A 19,970-nucleotide genomic window follows, 5' to 3' on the forward strand; every position below is an offset into this window, starting at 1 on the left:
GGCAGGACAGTCCCTAGGCGAACGTTCGCTCGCAGCTCGGCATCGGGTGGAGCACGACCCGCGACGGCATTCGGCGCGGTAGTTGCCACGTCGCCCAGGTGCCGTCGACGATCGCGTGTGCGGTGCGGCCGGGGCTCAGGCGCGACAGGAAGTCGCGGGGGAGTGCCGCCGACGGGCCGCCGGTGACGATCGTGAAGGCGACGCGCAGCCGGCCCGCGCTGCCGGCGACCGACGACACCAGGTCCGCTGCCGGCGCCACGCCGCAGAGCCGTGCGCGGCCGATCCAGTGCAGGTCCGCGCGGTGGGTCGCGGCCGTTCGAGCGACCACCGGGTAGGCCGTCGTGATCCAGCGGGCGACCGCGCCCGCGCACATCGGGCAGGCGCGCTCGGCCGGGTCCCTGGCCACCGCGCCCCAGGCCGTCAGCAGGCGGGTCACCCGGACGGGGGCCAGCGTCAGGCCTGTCAGCGCCGCGGTCAGGGCCGTGACCGAGCGCCGGGTCCACAGGTCACCCGGCAGGTCGAAGTCCGCGGGGAAGCGCCCGCGGATCGCGTCGATCAGGGCCATCTCCTGTGTGCGGGTGAGCCCCACCGGCCGGCCCGTGCGGGGGCCGGCGGCCAGGGCGCCGTCGCCGCCGATGCGTTCGCGGCGGCACCAGCTCAGCGCCGAGCCGCGCGGATCTAGGAGCGCCCCCATGTCAGGTCAACGACGACCACGCACAAGAGGTAGCGCAAGGTAGTCAGAAAACTACGCTAAGCACCGATCTTGGTGATGATCTGCTGGATGAACTCCAGTTCCGAGCGTTGGTTCTTGGCCATGGACTGCGCCAGCCAGACCACGTCGGGCTCGGAGGTCTCGGCGAGCACGCCGTCGACCATGTGGATGCCGCCCAGGTGGTGCTGCTGCATCAGGCGCAGGAAGAGCCGGTCGAACTCGCCGCCCGTCGCGTTGCGCAGCGCGGTCATGTCGGCGGCGCTGGCCATGCCCGGCATGAGGCCGTTCTGCATGAGGCTCGCGCCGTCCGTCATCCAGGACATCGGCGGTTCGTGGCCGGTGGGCTGGAGGCCCCACGACCGCAGCCAGGTCTGCATCATGCCGATCTGGGCCTGCTGCGCCTGCGCGATCTCGCCGGCCAGCAGGCGCAGGTCTGGCTGCTGGCTCTTGTCGAGCGCGAGCATCGCCATCTCGACGGCCTGGGCGTGGTGGGACGACATGTCGCGGGCGAAGCCCGCCTCCACCGAGCCCTCGCCGGGGTGGTTGCGCGCGTGCGCGAACCACCCCGCGCCGAAGGCGACGACCAGCGCCAGCGCGACCGCCATGGCGGCAGCCGTGACGGTCAGCGGGCGCCAGCGCCGCGGTGGCGGAGCTTCAACGGAAACGTCGTCCACCGCGGCGTCGTACGTCGTGCTCATTGATCACTGCCCTTGCTGCTGGAGCTCCCGGGGAGTGGTGCCCGTCGCGGTCACGCCGCCCGAGCAGCCGACGCCAGGCTCCTGCGAGGCGTTGACGCGCAGCGCGCGGATGAACTCGTCGATCCGCGAGTCGCCGGCGTTGTCGACCTTGAGCTGGTAGCCCCAGGCCTGCAGCGAGATCGCCTTGTCGAGCCCCGGGAAGGGGCTCATCATCGTGTATTCCTGACCCTGGATCTTGGACGCGAGCGTGTCCACCTGGTCCTTGGGCAGGTCAGGCCGGTAGGTGACCCAGACCGCACCGTGCTCGAGGCTGTGCACGGCGTTCTCGTTGGCGATCTGCGCGTCGTAGACGTCGCCCATGCAGTTCTGCCAGCTCACGTTGTGGTCGCCGGCGACCGGGGGCAGCTGCGCGTACTGGATCGAGCCGCTCTTGTGCGACCGCGTGTCGACCAGCGTGGGGTCGGTCTTGCGGAAGTCGGAGATCCCGGAGATGCCCTCGGCCTTTTCCTGCCAGGTCTGCGGGCCGACCGTGACGGCGTAGACGCCGTAGCCGATGATCGCCGCGGCGATCACGCCGACCGCGGTGAACAGCGCGATCGGGCCCCAGCTGCGGCCCTGGCTGACCTTGACCGGGGTGACCGGCTTGCGGGGGCGGCCACCGCCCCCGGGCTTGCCACCCTTGTTGACCGGGCGGCCGCCGGAACCACCGGAACCGCGGGTGCCGCCGCGGGCGGCTGGTGGGCGGCCCGCGCCGGCCGTGGCCTTCTTGGCGGCGGGCGGCGCTGTCTGACGGCTCGAGTCGCCGGCCGGAGTGCTGATGCTCATGGTGCCTCGTCAGTTCGGTCGGTGATGGGGGGATGCATCATCGGGCGCGCAGGGTCGCCACCGAGTGACAGAGTCTACCCCCGCTAGCATGGATCAGTGACTCCCGCCAAGCTCGCCGAGGTCGTGCTCGCCGCCGCACGCGCTGTCTTCACCGCACGCGGCCTTGATTCGTCAATGCTGCCCATCAGCACGGCGGTCGAGCGACCCCGCAACCCCGAGCACGGCGACTACGCCTCCACGCTGGCACTACAGCTGGCCAAGAAGAGCGGCGTGCCGCCGCGCGAGCTGGCCGCGGAGCTCGCCGACCAGCTCGGCCGGACGCCAGGCATCAAATCGGTAGAGATCGCCGGGCCGGGCTTCCTCAACATCCGGCTCGACGCCGCCGCCGCTGGTCAGCTCGCCCGCGTGGTGGTCGAGGCTGGCGAGGCCTATGGGCACAGCGAGCGCTTCGCCGGCCAGCGGGTCAACCTCGAGTTCGTCTCGGCCAACCCGACCGGCCCGGTGCACATCGGCGGTGTCCGCTGGGCGGCCGTCGGCGACGCGCTGAGCCGACTCCTGCGGGCGGCCGGCGCCGGCGTCACCACCGAGTACTACTTCAACGACGCCGGCTCCCAGATCGACCGGTTCGCCCGGTCGCTGCGCGCCGCCGCCCTGGGCGAGCCGGCGCCCGAGGACGGCTACCGGGGCGCCTACATCGGCGAGATCGCGAACATGGTCCTCAAGGACCACGCGGACGCCGCGAACGCGCCCGAGCCGGAGAGCCTGGAGATCTTCCGGGTCGCCGGCGTCAACATCATGTTCGACGAGATCAAGTCGTCGCTGGCCGACTTCGGCGTGCACTTCGACGTCTACTTCAACGAGAAGCAACTGCACGACGAGGGCGAGCTCGACCTCGCGCTGGAGCGGCTGCGCGCCGAGGGCCACATCTTCGAGGCGGACGGCGCGGTCTGGCTGCGCACCACCGACTTCGGCGACGACAAGGACCGCGTGCTGCGCAAGTCCGACGGCGACTGGACCTACTTCGCCGGCGACTGCGCCTACTACCTCGACAAGCGCGAGCGCGGCTTCGACCGGGTCGTCATCATGCTCGGCGCCGACCACCACGGCTACGTCGGCCGGATGCGGGCGATGTCGGCGTGCTTCGGCGACGACCCCGACACCAACCTGGAAATCCTCATCGGTCAGCTGGTCAACCTCGTGGAGAACGGGGAGGCGCTGCGGATGTCCAAGCGCGCCGGCACCACGCTGACCCTGGAGGACCTGGTCGACAGGATCGGCGTCGACGCCGCCCGGTACGCGCTGGCGCGCTTCTCCACCGACTCCCCGATCGACATCGACGTCGACCTGTGGACGCGGTCCACCCGGGACAACCCGGTCTACTACGTGCAATATGTGGCCGCCCGCACCGCGAGCGTCGGCCGCAACGCCGCCGAGGTCGGGCTGACCCGCGGCACGGCCGACGGCTTCCACCCCGAGCTGCTCGACCACGAGAAGGAGCTCGAGCTGCTCAAGTCGCTGGGCGACTACCCGGCCGTGGTCACCGCCGCGGCCGAGCTGCGCGAGCCCCACCGGGTGGCGCGCTACCTAGAGGACCTGGCCGGTGCCTACCACCGGTTCTACGACAACTGCCGGATCCTGCCCCGGGGCGACGAGGAGATCACCGACACGCACCGCGCGCGCCTGTGGCTCAACGACGCCACCCGCACTGTGATCGCCAACGGGTTGGGGCTGCTCGGCGTCACCGCACCTGAACGGATGTAACAAGGAACATGAGGGCGCACGAAGCCGGCGCGCTGCACGGCGAGCTCGGCAACCGGGGGCCCGCCTGGCTGCGTACCCCCGACGATGTCAACGCACTGGTGCCAGAGCTCTGGCCGAGCGGCGTGACCCGCGACGGCGCCGGTGTGCTGACCGTCGGCGGGCTCGGCGTCCAGGACATCCAGGCGGAGCACGGCACACCCGCGTACGTGCTCGACGAGGACGACCTGCGGGCCCGGGCCCGCGCGTTCAAGGCCGCGTTCGCCGGGCACGACGTCTACTACGCCGGCAAGGCGTTCCTCTGCCGGGCCGTGGTGCGGGCGATCGCGGAGGAGGGCCTGTTCCTCGACGTCTGCACCGGCGGCGAGCTGGCCACCGCGCTGGCGGCCGGCATGCCGCCCCAGCGGATCGGCTTCCACGGCAACAACAAGTCGGTCTCCGAGCTGGAGCGGGCGCTCGACGCGGGCGTGGGCCGGATCATCGTCGACTCGTTCGACGAGATCGACCGGCTGACCGCGCTCGCGCAAGACAGGAACATCAGGCAACCCGTTCTGGTACGCGTCACCGTCGGCGTCGAGGCGCACACCCACGAGTTCATCGCGACCGCGCACGAGGACCAGAAGTTCGGCTTCTCGGTCGGCGGGGGAGCGGCGTTCAAGGCCGTCGCCAAGATCCTCGACGACGACGTGCTGGACCTGCGCGGCCTGCACTCGCACATCGGCTCGCAGATCTTCGACGCCAGCGGGTTCGAGGTCGCCGCCCGGCGCGTGCTCGCGCTGCAGGCCCAGGTGCGCGACGCGCGGGGTGTCGAGCTGCCCGAGATCGACCTCGGTGGCGGGTTCGGCATCGCCTACACGACCCAGGACGACCCGGCCGCACCGGCCGATCTCGCCGAGCGCATGATCAAGATCGTCGACGACGAGTGCGCGGCGCTCGGCCTGGCCACGCCCAAGCTCTCCGTCGAGCCCGGCCGGGCCATCGTCGGTCCGGCGATGTTCACGCTGTACGAGGTCGGCACCGTCAAGGACGTCGACGGCCTCCGGACGTACGTCAGCGTCGACGGCGGGATGAGCGACAACATCCGTACCGCGTTGTACGGCGCTTCCTACTCGGCGACGATCGCCGGCCGGGCCTCCACCGCCGACCCGATCCTTGCCCGGGTGGTGGGAAAACATTGTGAGTCCGGGGACATCGTTGTTAAGGATGAATTCCTGCCCGCTGACGTGCAGCCCGGAGATCTTCTCGCTGTCCCCGGCACCGGCGCCTACTGCCGGAGCATGGCCAGCAACTACAACCACGTGCCCCGGCCACCGGTGGTCGCCGTCCGCGGTGGGACGGCACGGGTGATCGTCCGGCGCGAGACCGAAGAAGACCTCCTCGCATTGGATGTGGGATGAGTAAGAGCGTGCGCCTGGCCCTGCTGGGCTGCGGAACCGTGGGCACCGAGGTCGTCCGCCTGCTGCACGAGCAGGCCGCCGACCTGACCGCACGGGTCGGCGCGCCGCTCGAGATCGTCGGCATCGCGGTCCGGCGCCCCGGGCGTGACCGCGGCGACCTGCCGGTCGACCCGGGCCTGTTCACCACCGACGCGCTCGGCCTGGTCAAGCGCGAGGACGTCGACGTCGTGGTCGAGGTGGTCGGCGGCATCGAGCCGGCGCGCACCTGGCTGGTCGAGGCGCTGCGGGCCGGCAAGAGCGTGGTCACCGCCAACAAGGCCCTGCTCGCCGAGGACGGCGGCACCCTGCACGACGCGGCCACCGAGGGCGGCGCCGACCTCTACTACGAGGCGGCCGTCGCGGGCGCGATCCCGCTGCTGCGGCCCCTGCGCGAGTCGCTGCAGGGCGACACGATCAACCGGGTCACCGGCATCGTCAACGGCACCACCAACTTCATCCTCTCGGCGATGGACGCCACCGGCGCCGGCTTCGAGGAGGCGCTGGAGGAGGCGACCGCGCTCGGCTACGCCGAGGCCGACCCGACCGCCGACGTCGAGGGCTTCGACGCGGCGGCCAAGGCGTCGATCCTGGCGTCGCTGGCCTTCCACACCCGGGTCGGAGCGGCCGACGTCTACCGCGAGGGCATCACCGCGGTGACCGCCCGGGACGTGGCCAGCGCCAAGCAGATGGGCTGCACGATCAAGCTGCTCTGCATCGCCACCCGCGCGCTCGACAGCGACGGCCGGCCGTCGGTCAGCGTCCGGGTGCACCCGGCGATGATCCCCAGCAGCCACCCGCTGGCCAGCGTCGGCGACGCGTTCAACGCGGTGTTCGTCGAGGCCGAGGCGGCGGGCCAGCTCATGTTCTACGGCCGGGGCGCGGGCGGCGCGCCGACCGCGAGCGCGGTGCTGGGCGACATCGTCGCGGTGGCCCGCAACCACCTCGCGGGCACGCGGGCGGCGAGCGAGTCCGCGTACGCGGCCCTGCCGATCCGCCCGATGGGCGAGGCCGTCACCCGCTACCACGTGAGCCTCGACGTCGCCGACCGCGCGGGCGTGCTGGCCACGGTCGCCGGCATCTTCGCCAAGCACGACGTCTCGATCGCCACGGTCCGCCAGTCGGGCCGAGGCGACGACGCGGTCCTGGTGATCGTCACCCACGGCGCCCCCGACGCGGCCCTGGCCGCGACGGTGGAGGAGCTGCGGGGCCTCGACACCGTCCGCGCCATCGCCAGCGTCCTCCGCGTCGAGGGCGGCGCTTAGGAGATCAGCAGCCGGGCGTAGTTGGCCATCGAGCGCTGGTAGCGCGGCAGGTGCGGGGCCAGGGCGGCCACCGCGACCGAGACGGCCTCCCGCTCGCGGCCGACGTCGACCAGCGCCAGCGCGAGCGTCGCGGCCACCGCGTCGTCGAGTTCGTCGCTGCCCGCGGCCCGCTCGGCGGTCAGCAGCGCCACGCTCTCCTGCGCCCGGCCGATGTTCCGCAGTGAGCTGGACATCTGGATCACCGCCCGGCGGCGCCGGATTCCGGTGAGCCCGACCTCGAGCGCCCGCCGGTAGAGCGGGACGGCCTTGTCGGAATGCCCGGTCGAATCCCAGGCGCAGGCCCGCTCGAACAGCCCGACGGCGCTGTCGGCCGGCAGCTCGGCCGCGAGGTCGCCGATCAGGCGCACGAACTCGTCCGGGGCGTGGTCGTCCAGCGCGGCCCAGGCCCGCGCGACCCGACTCTCCCAGTCGGCGGTGATCTCGGTCATCTCAGGTCTCCGTCTCCAGCGGCTCGCAAAGGTCGGCCCATCCTGGGCGGACGGCTACACTCGCCACCAGTGATTCGGCCACCGCCGAACCTTCCTGAGGAGAGCATTGGCGGCCACCCTGCGGTTCACCGCCGCCGACCTGCTGCGCTGCCGCTTCGCGATCTCGCCCGCGTTCGAGACGCTGTCGGCGATCCGGCTCACGCTGCCGGCCGAGTCGCCGGGACCGCACGCGCGCTGGCTGGCCGATCGACCCGCCGGGCGAGACCTGCGCCCGATCACGCTGCTGCAGCCCCGGCGCGGCTACACCCCGGACTTCCTGTCGCCGCCGCCGGCCGGCCCGCAGGCCACCTTCGACGACGACCTGGCCCGGATCGCCGCCACGCCGCCCGACCGGGTGGCGGCGGAGATCGAGCGCTCGCTGGCGGACACACCGGGCGCGGCCGACAGCGAGGTCGGCCGGCGCCTCCGCGGCGATCCGGCGACGGTCCTCGCGACGCTCACCGACCTGATCCGCGCCGCCTGGCACGACCTCGTCGAGCCCGGCTGGCCACGGGTCCGGGCCCTGCTCGACGCCGACGTCAGCTTCCAGACCCGGCGGCTCGCCGACGGTGGCCTGGACCGGCTCTTCGCCGAACTGCACCCGACCCTGCGGTGGCACGACAACACCCTCACGCGGGCGCGCGGCGACGACGACCACCGCGACCTCGCCGGCGCCGGACTCGTGCTGATGCCGAGCGCGTTCAAGTGGGACCAGGTCGTCGTCGTGCTCGACGAGCCGTGGCAGCCGACCGTGATCTACCCGGCCCGCGGCACGGGAAGCCTCTGGCACCAGCCGCGTGGCACACCGGACGCCGCGCTCGGGCGCCTCATCGGACGTACCCGAGCGGCGCTGTTGATCGGTTTGAGCGAGCCCGCCACCACGAGCACGCTCGCGCACCGGCACGCGCTGGCACCGGCCACCGTCTCGGAGCACCTGAGCGTCCTGCGGGAGGCGGGGCTCGTGGTCGGCGAGCGTCACCGGCACGAGATCCGCTACCGGCGCACCGCGCTCGGGAGTGGGGTGGTCAACCGTCCCGAGCGGTGGAAACAGCGAACCGGCCGGTGAAGATCACTTAGCGTGCGCCTACGCTGGCGGTGACGCTTCCTTCACGAGGAGAACGCCATGTGGCGCGGACTGATCGACGCCTACCGCGACCGGCTGCCGGTCACCGACGACACTCCGGTGGTCACGCTCCACGAAGGCAACACGCCCCTGCTGCCCGCGCCGGTGCTCTCCTCGCGCACGGGCGCCGAGGTGTTCCTCAAGGTCGAGGGCGCCAACCCGACCGGGTCCTTCAAGGACCGCGGCATGACCGTCGCCGTGTCCAAGGCCGTCGAGGCCGGCAACAAGGCGATCATCTGCGCCTCGACGGGCAACACCAGCGCCTCCGCCGCCGCGTACGCCGCACGCGCCGGGCTGACCTGCGCGGTGCTCGTGCCGCAGGGCAAGATCGCCCTCGGCAAGCTGGCCCAGGCCCTGGTGCACGGCGCCAAGCTGCTCCAGGTCGCCGGCAACTTCGACGACTGCCTCGGGCTCGCCTCGAAGCTGGCGGTCGAATACCCGGTCGCGCTGGTCAACTCCGTCAACGTCGACCGCCTGCACGGGCAGAAGACGGCGGCCTTCGAGATCGTCGACGCGCTCGGCGACGCGCCGCACATCCACTGCCTCCCGGTCGGCAACGCCGGCAACATCGCCGCCTACTGGATGGGCTACCAGGAGGACGCGCAGGCCGGTCGGGCCACCCGCGCACCCAGGATGTTCGGTTTCCAGGCCTCCGGTGCCGCGCCGATCGTGACCGGCAGCGTGGTCCGCGAGCCCTCGACGATCGCCACCGCGATCCGCATCGGCAACCCGGCGAGCTGGACCAAGGCCGTCGACGCCCGCGAGCAGTCCGGCGGTCTGATCAACGCGGTGACCGACCGGGAGATCCTGGCCGCCTACCGGATGCTGGCCCGCGAGGTCGGCGTGTTCGTCGAGTTGGGCAGCGCGGCCAGCGTCGCGGGTCTGCTGCAGAGCGCCGACGCCGGGCTCATTCCGCGCGACGCGACGGTGGTCTGCACGGTCACCGGGCACGGGCTCAAGGACCCGGAGTGGGCGATCTCGACGGCTCCGTCACCGACGACGATCCGCAACGACGTGCTGATCGCGGCCCGCGCGCTCGACCTCGCGTAAGCCGGACGTTAACAACGGACCGTTCCTCTGCGGAAAGCGTTAATAAGGGACCGTTCCTTCGCACCCCGCGCGGAACGGGGACAAGCGGCTAGGCCAAAATCGTCCGCATGTCGCTACTCGCCCGGCTCAGTCTTGCCAACCGGGGCCTCGTCGCGCTGATCGCGGTGGTCATCACCCTGTTCGGCGTTTTCACCCTGCCCCAGCTGAAGCAACAGCTCCTGCCGTCGTTGGAGTTCCCGGGCGCGTTCATCATCGCGACCTACCCCGGCGCCTCGCCCGAGGTGGTCGAGCAACAGGTCACCGAGCCGCTGGAGAACAGCATCCAGGGCATCGACGGGCTGTCGAAGGTCAACTCGACCAGCCGCGAGGGTTCGGCGACCGTCCAGGTCGAGTACGAGTTCGGCACCGACCTCGACAGTGCCGTCAACCAGATGCAGACGGCGATCAACCGGATCCGCCCGCAGCTGCCCGACAACGTCGACCCGACGGTGTTCGCCGGCAGCACCGACGACCTGCCGGTGCTCGTGCTCGCCGCGACCATCCGCGACGACGAGCGCGCGCTGGCCGACCGGCTGCGCACCCAGGTGCTGCCCGAGTTGGAGAGCGTCGACGGGGTCCGCACGGTCAACGTCTCCGGCGCCCGCGAGCAGATCGTCAAGATCACGCCGAACCCGGCGAAGCTGGCCGCGGCCAGGGTGAGCCCGGTCGCGATCCCCACGGCCCTGCAGGCCAACGGCGTGACCATCCCCGCCGGCTCGATCAGCGACGGCGACAAGACGTACTCGGTGCAGACCGGCGGCCAGATCGACTCGCTGGACGCCCTCAAGGACCTCTACCTGCCGGCCACCTCGCCCAGCCCGCCGGCCCGGCTCGGCGACGTCGCCGACGTGGCGCAGGACCTCGCGCCCGCCACCTCGTTCACCCGCACCAACGGCACGGCCAGCCTCGGCATCGAGATCTTCGGCTCGCCGGACAGCAACGCCGTGGAGATCTCGCACGCGGTCCGCGACCAGCTCGGCGACCTCGGCACGACGGTCAACTCCGAGCTGAGCGTGGTCTTCGACCAGGCGCCGTTCGTCGAGTCCTCGATCGACAGCCTGACCACCGAAGGCCTGCTGGGCCTCGTGATGGCCGTGATCGTGATCCTGGTCTTCCTGCTCTCGGTGCGGTCCACGCTGGTCACCGCGGTCTCGATCCCGCTGTCCGTGCTGGTCGCGCTGATCGTGCTCTACCTCGGCGACTACTCGCTCAACCTGCTCACGCTCGGCGCGCTGACCATCGCGGTGGGCCGGGTGGTCGACGACTCGATCGTCGTCCTGGAGAACATCAAACGACATCTCGGGTACGGCGAGGCCAAACGCACCGCGATCCTCCTCGGCGTCCGTGAGGTGGCCGGTGCGGTGACCGCGTCGACGCTGACCACGGTCGCCGTGTTCGCGCCGATCGCGCTGGTCGGCGGCTTCGTCGGGCAGCTCTTCGCACCGTTCGCGATCACCGTCACCGTCGCGCTGCTGGCCTCGCTGCTCGTCTCGCTCACCGTCGTGCCGGTGCTCGCGTACTGGTTCCTGCGCCCGGCCGGCGCGGGCGCCGACGACGAGCGGGTGCGCGCGCAGGCCGAGGCCAAGGAGCGCGACAACCCGTTGCAGCGGGCGTACGTGCCGGTGGTGCGGTTCGCCACCGCGCGCCGCTGGGCCACGGTCGCCATCGGCCTCGTGGTGCTGATCGGCACGTTCGCGCTCGGCACCCGGCTGGAGACCAACTTCCTCGACGACAGCGGCGGCAACACCCTGTCGATGAGCGAGGAGCTGCCGATCGGCAGCGGCCTGGCGCAGACCGACGAGGCCGCCAAGCGGGTCGAGTCGATCCTGGCCCGCACCGACGGTGTCGAGTCCTACCAGGTCACCGCCGGCGGCTCCGGGCTGCCGTGGGAAGGCGCGGCGGGCGGCCGCACGGCCACCTACTCGCTGACCCTGCGCGAGGGTGTCGAGTCCAAGGACGTCGAGGCGAAGCTCCGCGACGAGGTCGGCAAGCTGTCCGACGCCGGCGAGTTCACCTTCGGCGGCGGCAACTCCGCGCAGGCCGACCAGCTCGCGGTCGTGGTCCGCGCGTCCGACCAGGACGCGCTCGCCGCAGGGGCCGAGCAGGTGCGGGCCGCGCTGGCCGACACGCCGGGCGTGGTCGACGTGCAGAGCGGGCTCTCCGAGAGCTCGACCCGGTTCGACATCAAGCTCCAGCGTTCGCTGGCCACCACCTTCGGGCTGACCGACGCGTCGCTCGGCCAGTTCGTCTCCGCCGCGATGCGCGGCGCACCGGCCGGCCAGATCAGCGTCGACGGCGAGCGCGTCGACGTGGTCGTGCAGAGCGGCGTCGCGCCGACCACCGTCGACCAGATCCGCGCGCTGACGGTCGGCGTGCAGCGCAACGGCCGGCCGCTGACCCTCGGCCAGGTGGCCACGGTGGAGAGCGTCGACGGGCCGGTGGCGATCGACCGGATCGACGGCGAGCGCAGCGTCACCATCACCGGCACCGCGACCGGCTCCAACCTGGGCAAGACGACCACGGAGCTGACCAAGCGGCTCGACGGTCTGACCCTGGCGGGCGGCGCGACGTGGGAGATCGGCGGCGTCAGCGCCGACCAGGCGGACGCCTTCGGTGACCTGATCACCGCGGTGCTGGCAGCCATCGCGATCGTCTTCGTGATCATGGTGGCCACCTTCCGCAGCCTCGTGCAGCCGCTGATCCTGCTCGTGTCGGTGCCGTTCGCGGCTACCGGCGCGATCGGCCTGCTGCTGCTGACCGGCACCCCGCTGGGCGTGCCGGCCCTGATCGGCATGCTGATGCTCGTCGGCATCGTGGTCACCAACGCGATCGTGCTGATGGACCTGATCAACCAGTACCGGGACCAGGGCATGAGCGTGCGGGACGCGGTGATCGAGGGCGGCCGGCGCCGGCTGCGGCCGATTCTGATGACCGCGGTGGCGACGATCTTCGCGCTGCTGCCGATGGCGCTGGGCCTCACCGGCGAGGGCGGCTTCATCTCGCAGCCGCTGGCCATCGTCGTGATCGGCGGTCTGGTCACCTCGACCCTGCTGACGCTGGTGCTGGTGCCGACGCTCTACACGATGGTCGAGGGCACCAAGGAGCGGTTCCGGCTGCGCCGGGCCGGTGCGGCCGGCACCGGGCCGGACCCGTCGACCAACGGGCACGGGCGGAAGAACTTCGACGATGTGGCGCCCAACCAGGTCGCCACGCCGGCCGGCTCGCCGTTGCAGCGCACCGCGGACCCGGACCCGAGCCGGCCGTCCGCGGCCCTGTTCGAGGGCACCGACCAGTTCGAGGTGCTCCGCCTGCCGCGCAACCGGCCGCGGCCGCCGAGCGAGGACTGAGGACGGTGCGGGAGCGGGGGTAACTTCTCGGAGTGCCCCCGCTCCTTTCGCTTCTGGTCCGCAACCCCGACTTCCGCCGACTGTTCGTCGCGGAACTCGTCGTCTTCGGCGCCGACTGGTTCGTCATGGTGCCGCTGTTGGTGCTCCTGCCGGAGCTGACCGGCAGCGGGACCTGGGGCGCCTTCGTGCTGGCCGCCGACACCGGGAGCACCGCGCTGGTGCTGCCGTACGCCGGGACGATCGCGGACCGGCTCGACCGCAAGCGGGTCATGGTCTCCGCCAACCTGGCGTGCCTCGCGGTGCTCCTGCTCCTCCTGCTGGTGCGCACCCCGGGCACGGCCTGGCTGGCCATCGCCGTGGTCGGCGGGATGGCGGTGGCCAAGGGCTTCTACTCGCCGGCCGCGTCGGCCGCGCTGCCCAATGTGGTCAGAACCGAGGACCTGGGCCTGGCCACCACCCTCGCCGGCTCGGCGTGGGGCACGATGGCCGTCCTCGGCGCCTCGCTCGGCGGCATCCTCACCGCGGTGCTCAGCCCGTACGCCTGCTTCTGGATCGCCGCGGTGACGCTGGTCGGCGCGGCGGTGCTGGCCGCCCGGATCCGGGTGCCGCTGCAGGCGCCGCGGGACGCCGCCGAGCCGCCGGCGCGGGCGCTCGCCGCGATCGGTGAGGCGCTGCGCTACATCGCCGCCCGCCCGACCGTGCGGGCGCTGGTCACCGTGAAGTCGGCGGTCGGCCTCGGCAACGGGGTGCTCACGGTGTTCCCGCTGCTCGCCGGCGTCTACGGTGCCGGGCCGATCGGCGCCGGGCTGCTGTTCGCGCTGCGCGGGCTGGGCGCGCTGGTCGGGCCGTTCGCGCTGCGGCCGTTGCTGACCCGACGCGCGCTGCTGCTGCCGGGGCTCGCGCTGTCGATGTCGACCTACGGGCTCGCGTACCTCGGTGTCTCGGTCCTGACCTGGTTCCCGCTCGTGCTCGTGCTGGTCTTCCTGGCCCACTTCGCCGCCGGCAGCAACTGGACGATGTCCAACTACGCCCTGCAGACCGAGGTGCCGGACCGGTTGCGGGGCCGGGTGTTCGCCACGGACCTGATGCTGGCCACGCTGGCGGTCTCGGTCAGCCAACTCGGCGTGGCGACGGTGGTGGACAGCCTCGACGAGCGGGTGATCCTCGCCGGCTGCGGTGCGGTGACCCTCGTCTACGCGGTCGGCTGGTGGCTGGCCACCCGGCGGCTTTCGCTGACGAGCGCTCCCGCGGTATCGTAGTGATATCACTCTGATACTACCTAGGAGGGTATCGATGGAGAAGCGAGCCTTCCGGCTGCCCGGCTTTCTCGCGTTGCTGCTGGTGCTCGTGCTGGCAGCGGTGGCGGTGGTGATCGGCGTCGCGGTGCCGAGTCCGGCGACCGTCGCGGTGGCGATCGTGCTCGGCGTCGTCGTGGTCCTCGGCGTGACCGGGTTCGTCGTGGTCAACCCCAACGACGCGCAGGTCGTGCAGTTCTTCGGTCGTTACGTCGGCTCGGTCCGCGACGCCGGGTTCTTCTGGACCTGGCCGCTGACGACCCGGCGCCGGATCACGCTGCGGGTGCGCAACTTCGAGACGCAGAAGCTCAAGGTGTCCGACGCCGACGGCAACCCCGTCGAGATCGGCGCGGTGGTGGTGTGGCGCGTGGTCGACTCGGCCAACGCCGCGTTCGGCGTCGACGACTACGTGCGCTACGTGGCGGTGCAGGCCGAGGCCGCCGTCCGGCACATGGCCACCACCTATCCCTACGAGGCGCACGAGCGCGGCGCGACCAGCCTGCGCGACGCCACTGTGGTCAGTGAGCAGCTCACCGCCGAGCTGGCCGAGCGGTTCGCGCTCGCGGGTGTCGAGGTGCTCGAGTCGCGGGTGACCCACCTGGCCTACGCGCCGGAGATCGCCCAGGCCATGCTCGCGCGGCAGCAAGCAGCCGCCATCGTGGCCGCCCGTTACAAGATCGTCGAGGGTGCGGTCGGCATGGTGTCCGGCGCGCTCGAGAAGCTCAGCGAGCAGCACGTCGTCGAGCTCGACGAGGAGCGCAAGGCGCAGATGGTCTCCAACCTGCTGGTGGTGCTCTGCGGCGACCGGGCCGTCTCACCGGTGGTCAACGCGGGCACGCTGTACTGACGACAGGGCGGATTTCGGCATGGCCGAGCGCAAGAAGCTGTTGCTGCGGCTGGATCCACAGGTCTACGACGCGCTGGCCCGGTGGGCGGCGGACGACCTGCGCAGCGTCAACGCGCAGATCGAGTACGCGCTGCGCCAGGCCCTGCGCGCGGCCGGCCGCCCGGTCCGCGCGCCGGCGGAGGCGGAGGCAGATGCCCACTCCGCGGACGACTCCTGAACCCGCCGGATCTTGTCGGTGGCGCGTTCTAGAGTGCGGGGCATGGGTGTGACCTTCGTCGACGGCGCCAGACGGGTCCGGGTGCCGGCGACCAGCGCCAACCTCGGTCCCGGGTTCGACGCGCTCGGGCTGGCCCTCGGCCTGCACGACGACGTCGCCGCGTGGGTCACCGACCGCGGCTGGCACGTCGACGTGGCCGGCGAGGGGGCCGGCGAGCTGCCGACCGGCGCCGACCACCTGATCGCGCGCGCGATGGCGGCGACCTTCGAGCGGCTCGGCGGCCAGCCGCCGGGCGTGGCGATCGAGTGCGTCAACCGCATCCCGCAGGCGCGCGGGCTCGGCTCGTCGTCGGCGGCGATCGTGGCCGGAGTGCAACTCGCCCGCGCACTGGTCCGCGACGGCACCACACTGCTCGACGACGCCGGAGCGCTGGCGCTGGCCGCGCAGCTGGAGGGCCATCCCGACAACGTCGCGCCGTGCCTGCTCGGCGGGTTCGTGATCGCCTGGTCCGCCGAGGACGCATTTCACGCGGTGCGGCTGGCCCCCGACGAACGGATCCGGCCGACCGTGTTCATCCCGTCCGACCGCGGGCTGACCGCGCACGCGCGGGCGGCGTTGCCGGCGACGGTGCCGCACCACGACGCGGCCTTCACGGCGGGTCGGGCGGCGCTGCTCGTGCACGCCCTCACCGAGGCCCCTGACCTGCTGTTCCCGGCCACCGCCGACCGGCTCCACCAGGGCTACCGGGCGCCGGGCATGCCGGCCACCGCGGCGCTCGTCGATGAGCTGCGCGGCCGGGGAGTGGCGGCCGTGGTCAGCGGTGCCGGCCCGACCGTGCTGGCGCTTTCCAGCCCCCCGCACGACCTCGACCTGGGAATAGATTGGCGTGTGGTCGAGTTGGCGATAGACGTAGCCGGCGCCAGGATTGGTTCAGGTAGACTCGGACACGCCGAGCGGGCCCCTGTTGCCGCAGGTCGGAAGAGTTGATTACGCTCTAGACCTAGCACAGCCGCGAAGCATGCGATCTGCGGGGCGGCGCATCCCCGAAGCTATCGACGGTCAGTCCGTCAATTTCCTGCCTCGGCTTACGCCGCACCACATGCCACCGCGATGAGTTGGCGTGCTAAGCCCGTCCACGCGTCAAGCGAGGCGGGTGCACCGAGGCCGCCCGGCCACCTGATCTACCCAAACCCGGGCAGCCCCGGCCTATCGAGGGAAGGAATCCATTGAGCGACACCACCGACGTGACGTCGGATGTCACCAACGTCGCTGACGACGCCACGACCACCGGCACCCGACGCCGGCGCGGCAGCGGGCTGTCCGCGATGCTCCTGCCGGAGCTGCAGAGCCTGGCCGCGTCCCTCGGGATCTCCGGCACCGCCCGGATGCGCAAGGGTGAGCTGATCACCGCGATCTCCGAGCGTCAGAACGGCGCCGCCGCCGGCACGCCGCGGCCGCGGTCGGAGTCCGCCTCCGCCGCCGACACCGCACCGGCGACCGCCGCCGGCGAGACCGCTCCGACCGGTGCGGCCACGTCATCGGGTTCCGCCGCCTCGGGCGCGCAGTCCGCGGTGGCGACCATCGAGGCGCCGGCCGTGGCCGCCGAGGGCGGTCGTTCGCGGCGCAGCCGGGCGACGGCCACCGCTTCCGCGACGGTCGAGCCGCGGGTCGACGAGCGTGAAGAGCGCGACGACTCCCGGGGCGACCGTGACTCGCGGGGCGAGCGTGACTCGCGCGGTGAGCGGGAGAGCCGTGACCGTGGCGACCGCCACGAGCGCGGCGAGCGCACCGACGAGCGGTCGGGCCGCAACGACCGCGGTGACCGCGGTGAGCGGGGAGACCGCGGCGACCGGGGTGACCGCAACGAGCGCGGCCAGCGTGACAACCGCCGGGGCGACGGCCAGGGTGACGGCCGCCGCGACGGCCAGTCCGCGGGCCAGCGCGACGGGCGTGACGTCGACACCGACGACGACGACGGCGAGGGCGGCGGCCGGCGGAGCCGGCGCAGCCGGTTCCGTGACCGCCGGCGGGGCCGCGGTGAGCGTGGCGAGGGCGGCGAGAGCCGTGAGGGCCGCGAGAGCCGTGACCCGCAGGTCACCGACGACGACGTCCTCGTGCCCGTCGCCGGCATCGTCGACGTGCTCGACAACTACGCGTTCGTCCGCACCACGGGCTACCTGTCCGGCCCCAACGACGTCTACGTCTCCATGTCCCAGGTCAAGAAATACGGCCTGCGGCGCGGCGACGCCGTCACCGGTGCCGTCCGCCAGGCCCGCGAGGGCGAGCAGCGGCGCGACAAGTACAACCCGCTGGTCCGGCTCGACACGGTCAACGGCATGGACCCGGAGGAGGCCAAGCGCCGCCCCGAGTTCTACAAGCTGACCCCGCTCTACCCGCAGGAGCGCCTGCGGCTGGAGACCGAGCCGCACATCCTGACCACCCGGGTCATCGACCTGATCATGCCGATCGGCAAGGGGCAGCGCGCGCTGATCGTGTCGCCGCCCAAGGCCGGCAAGACGATGATCCAGCAGGCGATCGCCAACGCGATCACCCGCAACCACCCCGAGGTCCACCTCATGGTCGTGCTCATCGACGAGCGCCCCGAAGAGGTCACCGACATGCAGCGCTCGGTCAAGGGCGAGGTCATCTCGTCCACGTTCGACCGGCCGCCGCAGGACCACACCACGGTCGCCGAGCTCGCCATCGAGCGGGCCAAGCGGCTGGTCGAGCTCGGCCACGACGTGGTCGTGCTGCTCGACTCGATCACCCGCCTCGGTCGCGCCTACAACCTGGCGGCCCCGGCGAGCGGCCGGATCCTCTCCGGCGGCATCGACTCCACGGCACTTTATCCGCCGAAGCGCTTCCTCGGCGCGGCCCGCAACATCGAAAACGGCGGGTCGCTGACCATCATCGCCAACGCGCTGGTGGAGACCGGTTCCATGATGGACACGGTCATCTTCGAGGAGTTCAAGGGCACGGGCAACGCCGAGCTCAAGCTGGACCGGAAGATCGCCGACAAGCGGGTGTTCCCCGCGATCGACATCCACCCGTCCAGCACGCGCAAGGAGGAGATCCTGCTCGCGCCGGAGGAGCTGGCGATCACGCACAAGCTCCGCAAGGTGCTGCACTCGCTCGAGTCGCAGGCGGCGATCGACCTCCTGCTGGACCGGCTCAAGCAGTCCCGCACCAACATCGAGTTCCTGCGCACGATCGCCAAGTCGACGCCGGGAGAGTGACACCGGTCGCGACCGCGACAACCTGAAACCGGCCCTACCTTCCCAGGTAGGGCCGGTTTCATGTTTTCGCAGGCCGGTGCGTGTCTCACGCGTGCACCAGACGATCGCACAAGGTGTCCGATCTGCGTATGACCCCAGGTGAAACTCTGCTCACACTGCGCTCCGGGAGCTGCCCCCCGACTGCGGCGGCATCACCGTGCGCGGTGGGACATGAGTGACGACGTCATCAATCTGGGAGGCGCGATGACGACACCTGGTTACCGTGATATGCCCCCCGAGACGTGGGACCCGGACGCCTCGGTCGACTTCGCCGAGGCGGAGGAGTTCCTGCGGATGTGCTACGGCGACAACAGCAAGCTGGGCTCGGTGGAGCCCCGGCTGGCCGTGGTCCGGGCACAGATCGCCGCGACCGGCACCTACGTGCACACCCCTGACGAGCTCGCCTACGGCGCCCGGGTCGCGTGGCGCAACTCGAGCCGCTGCATCGGCCGGCTCTACTGGCGCAGCCTGGTGGTGCTCGACCGGCGCCGGGCGCGCACACCCGAGGAGATCTTCGCCCTGATCGTGCGGCACCTGTGCATGGCCGGCGGCACCGCGGCGGCCAACCGGGAGCCCGGCGCCATCCGTCCGGTGATCTCGGTGTTCCCGCAGGCGCAGCCCGGCCGCCCGTATGCGCGGATCTGGAACGAGCAACTCATCCGCTATGCGGGCTACCGCGACGTGAACGGCGGCGTGACCGGTGACCCGCGGGCGGTGCGGTTCACCGAGTCGATGCGCGACCTGGGCTGGCGGGGCAAGGGCGACGCGTTCGACGTGCTGCCGGTCGCGATCGAGACCCCGGCGCACGGTGTCCGCCTGTTCGAGCTGCCGGAACGCGCGGTGCTGGAGGTGCCGCTGGTGCACCCGGAATACGCGTGGTTCGCGGAGCTGGGCCTGCGCTGGCACGCGGTGCCGGCGATCTCCAACATGCGGCTGACGATCGGCGGGGTGCACTACCCGCTGGCGCCGTTCAACGGCTGGTACATGGGCACCGAGATCGGCGCCCGCAACCTGGCCGACCCGGACCGCTACAACATGGTGCCGGTGGTGGCCAAGATGATGGGCCTCGACACGTCCAAGCCGCGGACCCTCTGGCGCGACCGCGCGCTGGTCGAGCTCAACCGCGCGGTGCTCTGGTCGTTCGAGCGGGTCGGCGTGAAGATCACCGACCACCACACCGAGTCCGACCGCTTCCTGGCGCACATCGGCAACGAGGCCAAGGCGGGCCGCGAGGTGCCGGCGGACTGGAGCTGGATCGTGCCCCCGATGTCCGGCGGTGCGACCGGGGTGTTCCACCGCTACTACCGCGAGTCCGACGAGCGCCCGAACTTCTACCTGGACGCGGACGCCCGGGCCCTGGCCATCCACGGCCACCGCGCCCACGTGGCGCACCCGGAGGAGACGGCACCGGCAGCACCCCCGGAGCAGCAGCGCCGCATCCCGACCCAGCCGATCCCGCCGGCGGCACCGTCCCGCATGCTCCCGTCCCCGACCCTGCGCCCAGCCTGCCCGGTGCGGCACTAGATCGCAGAGGAGGCAACGGCGGACCCGGCAGCGCA

The 19,970-nt window shown here is 71.9% G+C and carries 16 protein-coding genes; 12 read left to right on the forward strand and 4 right to left on the reverse strand.

The window, feature by feature from the left end; all coding sequences use genetic code 11:
• Positions 1-13 precede the first annotated feature (13 nt).
• Genes Air01nite_RS37845 through Air01nite_RS37855 form a run of 3 tightly spaced genes read right to left on the reverse strand, consistent with a single transcriptional unit; the run spans position 14 to position 2,235 of the window.
• On the reverse strand, positions 14-694 hold the full coding sequence (locus tag Air01nite_RS37845) for a COG3415 family protein (protein ID WP_203708223.1): 681 nt from the start codon (positions 692-694) through the stop codon (positions 14-16).
• 56 nt (positions 695-750) lie between these two features.
• On the reverse strand, positions 751-1,410 hold the full coding sequence (locus tag Air01nite_RS37850) for a DUF305 domain-containing protein (RefSeq protein ID WP_203708224.1): 660 nt from the start codon (positions 1,408-1,410) through the stop codon (positions 751-753).
• 3 nt (positions 1,411-1,413) lie between these two features.
• Positions 1,414-2,235, reverse strand: a complete 822-nt coding sequence (locus tag Air01nite_RS37855; protein WP_203708225.1) for a thioredoxin-like domain-containing protein — start codon at positions 2,233-2,235, stop codon at positions 1,414-1,416.
• 96 nt (positions 2,236-2,331) lie between these two features.
• On the opposite strand from Air01nite_RS37855, the gene argS reads away from it, so the two are divergent.
• The 3 genes from argS to Air01nite_RS37870 are packed head-to-tail and all read left to right on the forward strand — an operon-like array spanning position 2,332 to position 6,691.
• On the forward strand, positions 2,332-3,996 hold the full coding sequence (gene argS / locus Air01nite_RS37860) for an arginine--tRNA ligase (protein ID WP_203708226.1): 1,665 nt from the start codon (positions 2,332-2,334) through the stop codon (positions 3,994-3,996).
• An 8-nt stretch (positions 3,997-4,004) separates the two neighbouring features.
• The gene (gene lysA, locus Air01nite_RS37865; protein WP_203708227.1) at positions 4,005-5,390 is read left to right on the forward strand and encodes a diaminopimelate decarboxylase; all 1,386 of its coding nucleotides are present in this window, start codon (positions 4,005-4,007) and stop codon (positions 5,388-5,390) included.
• A gap of 8 nt (positions 5,391-5,398) precedes the next feature.
• A complete protein-coding gene (locus tag Air01nite_RS37870) occupies positions 5,399-6,691 on the forward strand; it encodes a homoserine dehydrogenase (protein WP_203708238.1) in 1,293 nt (430 codons plus the stop codon).
• Here the strand turns inward: Air01nite_RS37870 and Air01nite_RS37875 are convergent.
• Positions 6,688-7,179, reverse strand: a complete 492-nt coding sequence (locus tag Air01nite_RS37875; RefSeq protein WP_203708228.1) for a tetratricopeptide repeat protein — start codon at positions 7,177-7,179, stop codon at positions 6,688-6,690. The genes Air01nite_RS37870 and Air01nite_RS37875 overlap by 4 nt on opposite strands.
• Before the next feature lie 106 nt (positions 7,180-7,285).
• On the opposite strand from Air01nite_RS37875, the gene Air01nite_RS37880 reads away from it, so the two are divergent.
• From Air01nite_RS37880 to Air01nite_RS37920, 9 genes are all read left to right on the forward strand, one after another.
• Positions 7,286-8,284, forward strand: coding sequence for an ArsR/SmtB family transcription factor (locus tag Air01nite_RS37880; RefSeq protein WP_203708229.1), 999 nt, complete (start codon positions 7,286-7,288; stop codon positions 8,282-8,284).
• A gap of 57 nt (positions 8,285-8,341) precedes the next feature.
• Positions 8,342-9,391, forward strand: coding sequence for a threonine synthase (gene thrC, locus Air01nite_RS37885; RefSeq protein ID WP_203708230.1), 1,050 nt, complete (start codon positions 8,342-8,344; stop codon positions 9,389-9,391).
• Between the two features lie 107 nt (positions 9,392-9,498).
• On the forward strand, positions 9,499-12,777 hold the full coding sequence (locus tag Air01nite_RS37890) for an efflux RND transporter permease subunit (RefSeq protein WP_203708231.1): 3,279 nt from the start codon (positions 9,499-9,501) through the stop codon (positions 12,775-12,777).
• A gap of 32 nt (positions 12,778-12,809) precedes the next feature.
• On the forward strand, positions 12,810-14,036 hold the full coding sequence (locus Air01nite_RS37895) for an MFS transporter (RefSeq protein ID WP_203708232.1): 1,227 nt from the start codon (positions 12,810-12,812) through the stop codon (positions 14,034-14,036).
• A 34-nt stretch (positions 14,037-14,070) separates the two neighbouring features.
• Positions 14,071-14,919: an SPFH domain-containing protein gene (locus tag Air01nite_RS37900; RefSeq protein WP_203708233.1), complete on the forward strand. Its 849-nt coding sequence runs from the start codon at positions 14,071-14,073 to the stop codon at positions 14,917-14,919.
• 19 nt (positions 14,920-14,938) lie between these two features.
• A complete protein-coding gene (locus Air01nite_RS37905; protein ID WP_203708234.1) occupies positions 14,939-15,136 on the forward strand; it encodes a type II toxin-antitoxin system antitoxin in 198 nt (65 codons plus the stop codon).
• 42 nt (positions 15,137-15,178) lie between these two features.
• Positions 15,179-16,123 (forward strand): homoserine kinase, encoded by a 945-nt coding sequence (gene thrB, locus Air01nite_RS37910; protein ID WP_203708235.1) that lies wholly within the window; start codon positions 15,179-15,181, stop codon positions 16,121-16,123.
• Between the two features lie 239 nt (positions 16,124-16,362).
• A complete protein-coding gene (gene rho / locus Air01nite_RS37915; protein ID WP_203708236.1) occupies positions 16,363-18,372 on the forward strand; it encodes a transcription termination factor Rho in 2,010 nt (669 codons plus the stop codon).
• Between the two features lie 243 nt (positions 18,373-18,615).
• The gene (locus Air01nite_RS37920; protein WP_203708237.1) at positions 18,616-19,935 is read left to right on the forward strand and encodes a nitric oxide synthase oxygenase; all 1,320 of its coding nucleotides are present in this window, start codon (positions 18,616-18,618) and stop codon (positions 19,933-19,935) included.
• Positions 19,936-19,970: the final 35 nt, after the last annotated feature.

This window comes from Asanoa iriomotensis (assembly GCF_016862515.1).
GTDB classification, from domain to species: Bacteria; Actinomycetota; Actinomycetes; order Mycobacteriales; family Micromonosporaceae; genus Asanoa; species Asanoa iriomotensis.

Coding starts and splice junctions, on each gene's coding strand:
- thrB (WP_203708235.1), top strand. CDS start 15,179: ATGGGTGTGACCTTCGTCGACGGCGCCAGACGGGTCCGGGTGCCGGCG.
- Air01nite_RS37875 (WP_203708228.1), bottom strand. CDS start 7,179: ATGACCGAGATCACCGCCGACTGGGAGAGTCGGGTCGCGCGGGCCTGG.
- Air01nite_RS37850 (WP_203708224.1), bottom strand. CDS start 1,410: ATGAGCACGACGTACGACGCCGCGGTGGACGACGTTTCCGTTGAAGCT.
- Air01nite_RS37845 (WP_203708223.1), bottom strand. CDS start 694: ATGGGGGCGCTCCTAGATCCGCGCGGCTCGGCGCTGAGCTGGTGCCGC.
- Air01nite_RS37905 (WP_203708234.1), top strand. CDS start 14,939: ATGGCCGAGCGCAAGAAGCTGTTGCTGCGGCTGGATCCACAGGTCTAC.
- thrC (WP_203708230.1), top strand. CDS start 8,342: ATGTGGCGCGGACTGATCGACGCCTACCGCGACCGGCTGCCGGTCACC.
- Air01nite_RS37855 (WP_203708225.1), bottom strand. CDS start 2,235: ATGAGCATCAGCACTCCGGCCGGCGACTCGAGCCGTCAGACAGCGCCG.
- lysA (WP_203708227.1), top strand. CDS start 4,005: ATGAGGGCGCACGAAGCCGGCGCGCTGCACGGCGAGCTCGGCAACCGG.
- Air01nite_RS37890 (WP_203708231.1), top strand. CDS start 9,499: ATGTCGCTACTCGCCCGGCTCAGTCTTGCCAACCGGGGCCTCGTCGCG.
- Air01nite_RS37920 (WP_203708237.1), top strand. CDS start 18,616: ATGACGACACCTGGTTACCGTGATATGCCCCCCGAGACGTGGGACCCG.
- Air01nite_RS37900 (WP_203708233.1), top strand. CDS start 14,071: ATGGAGAAGCGAGCCTTCCGGCTGCCCGGCTTTCTCGCGTTGCTGCTG.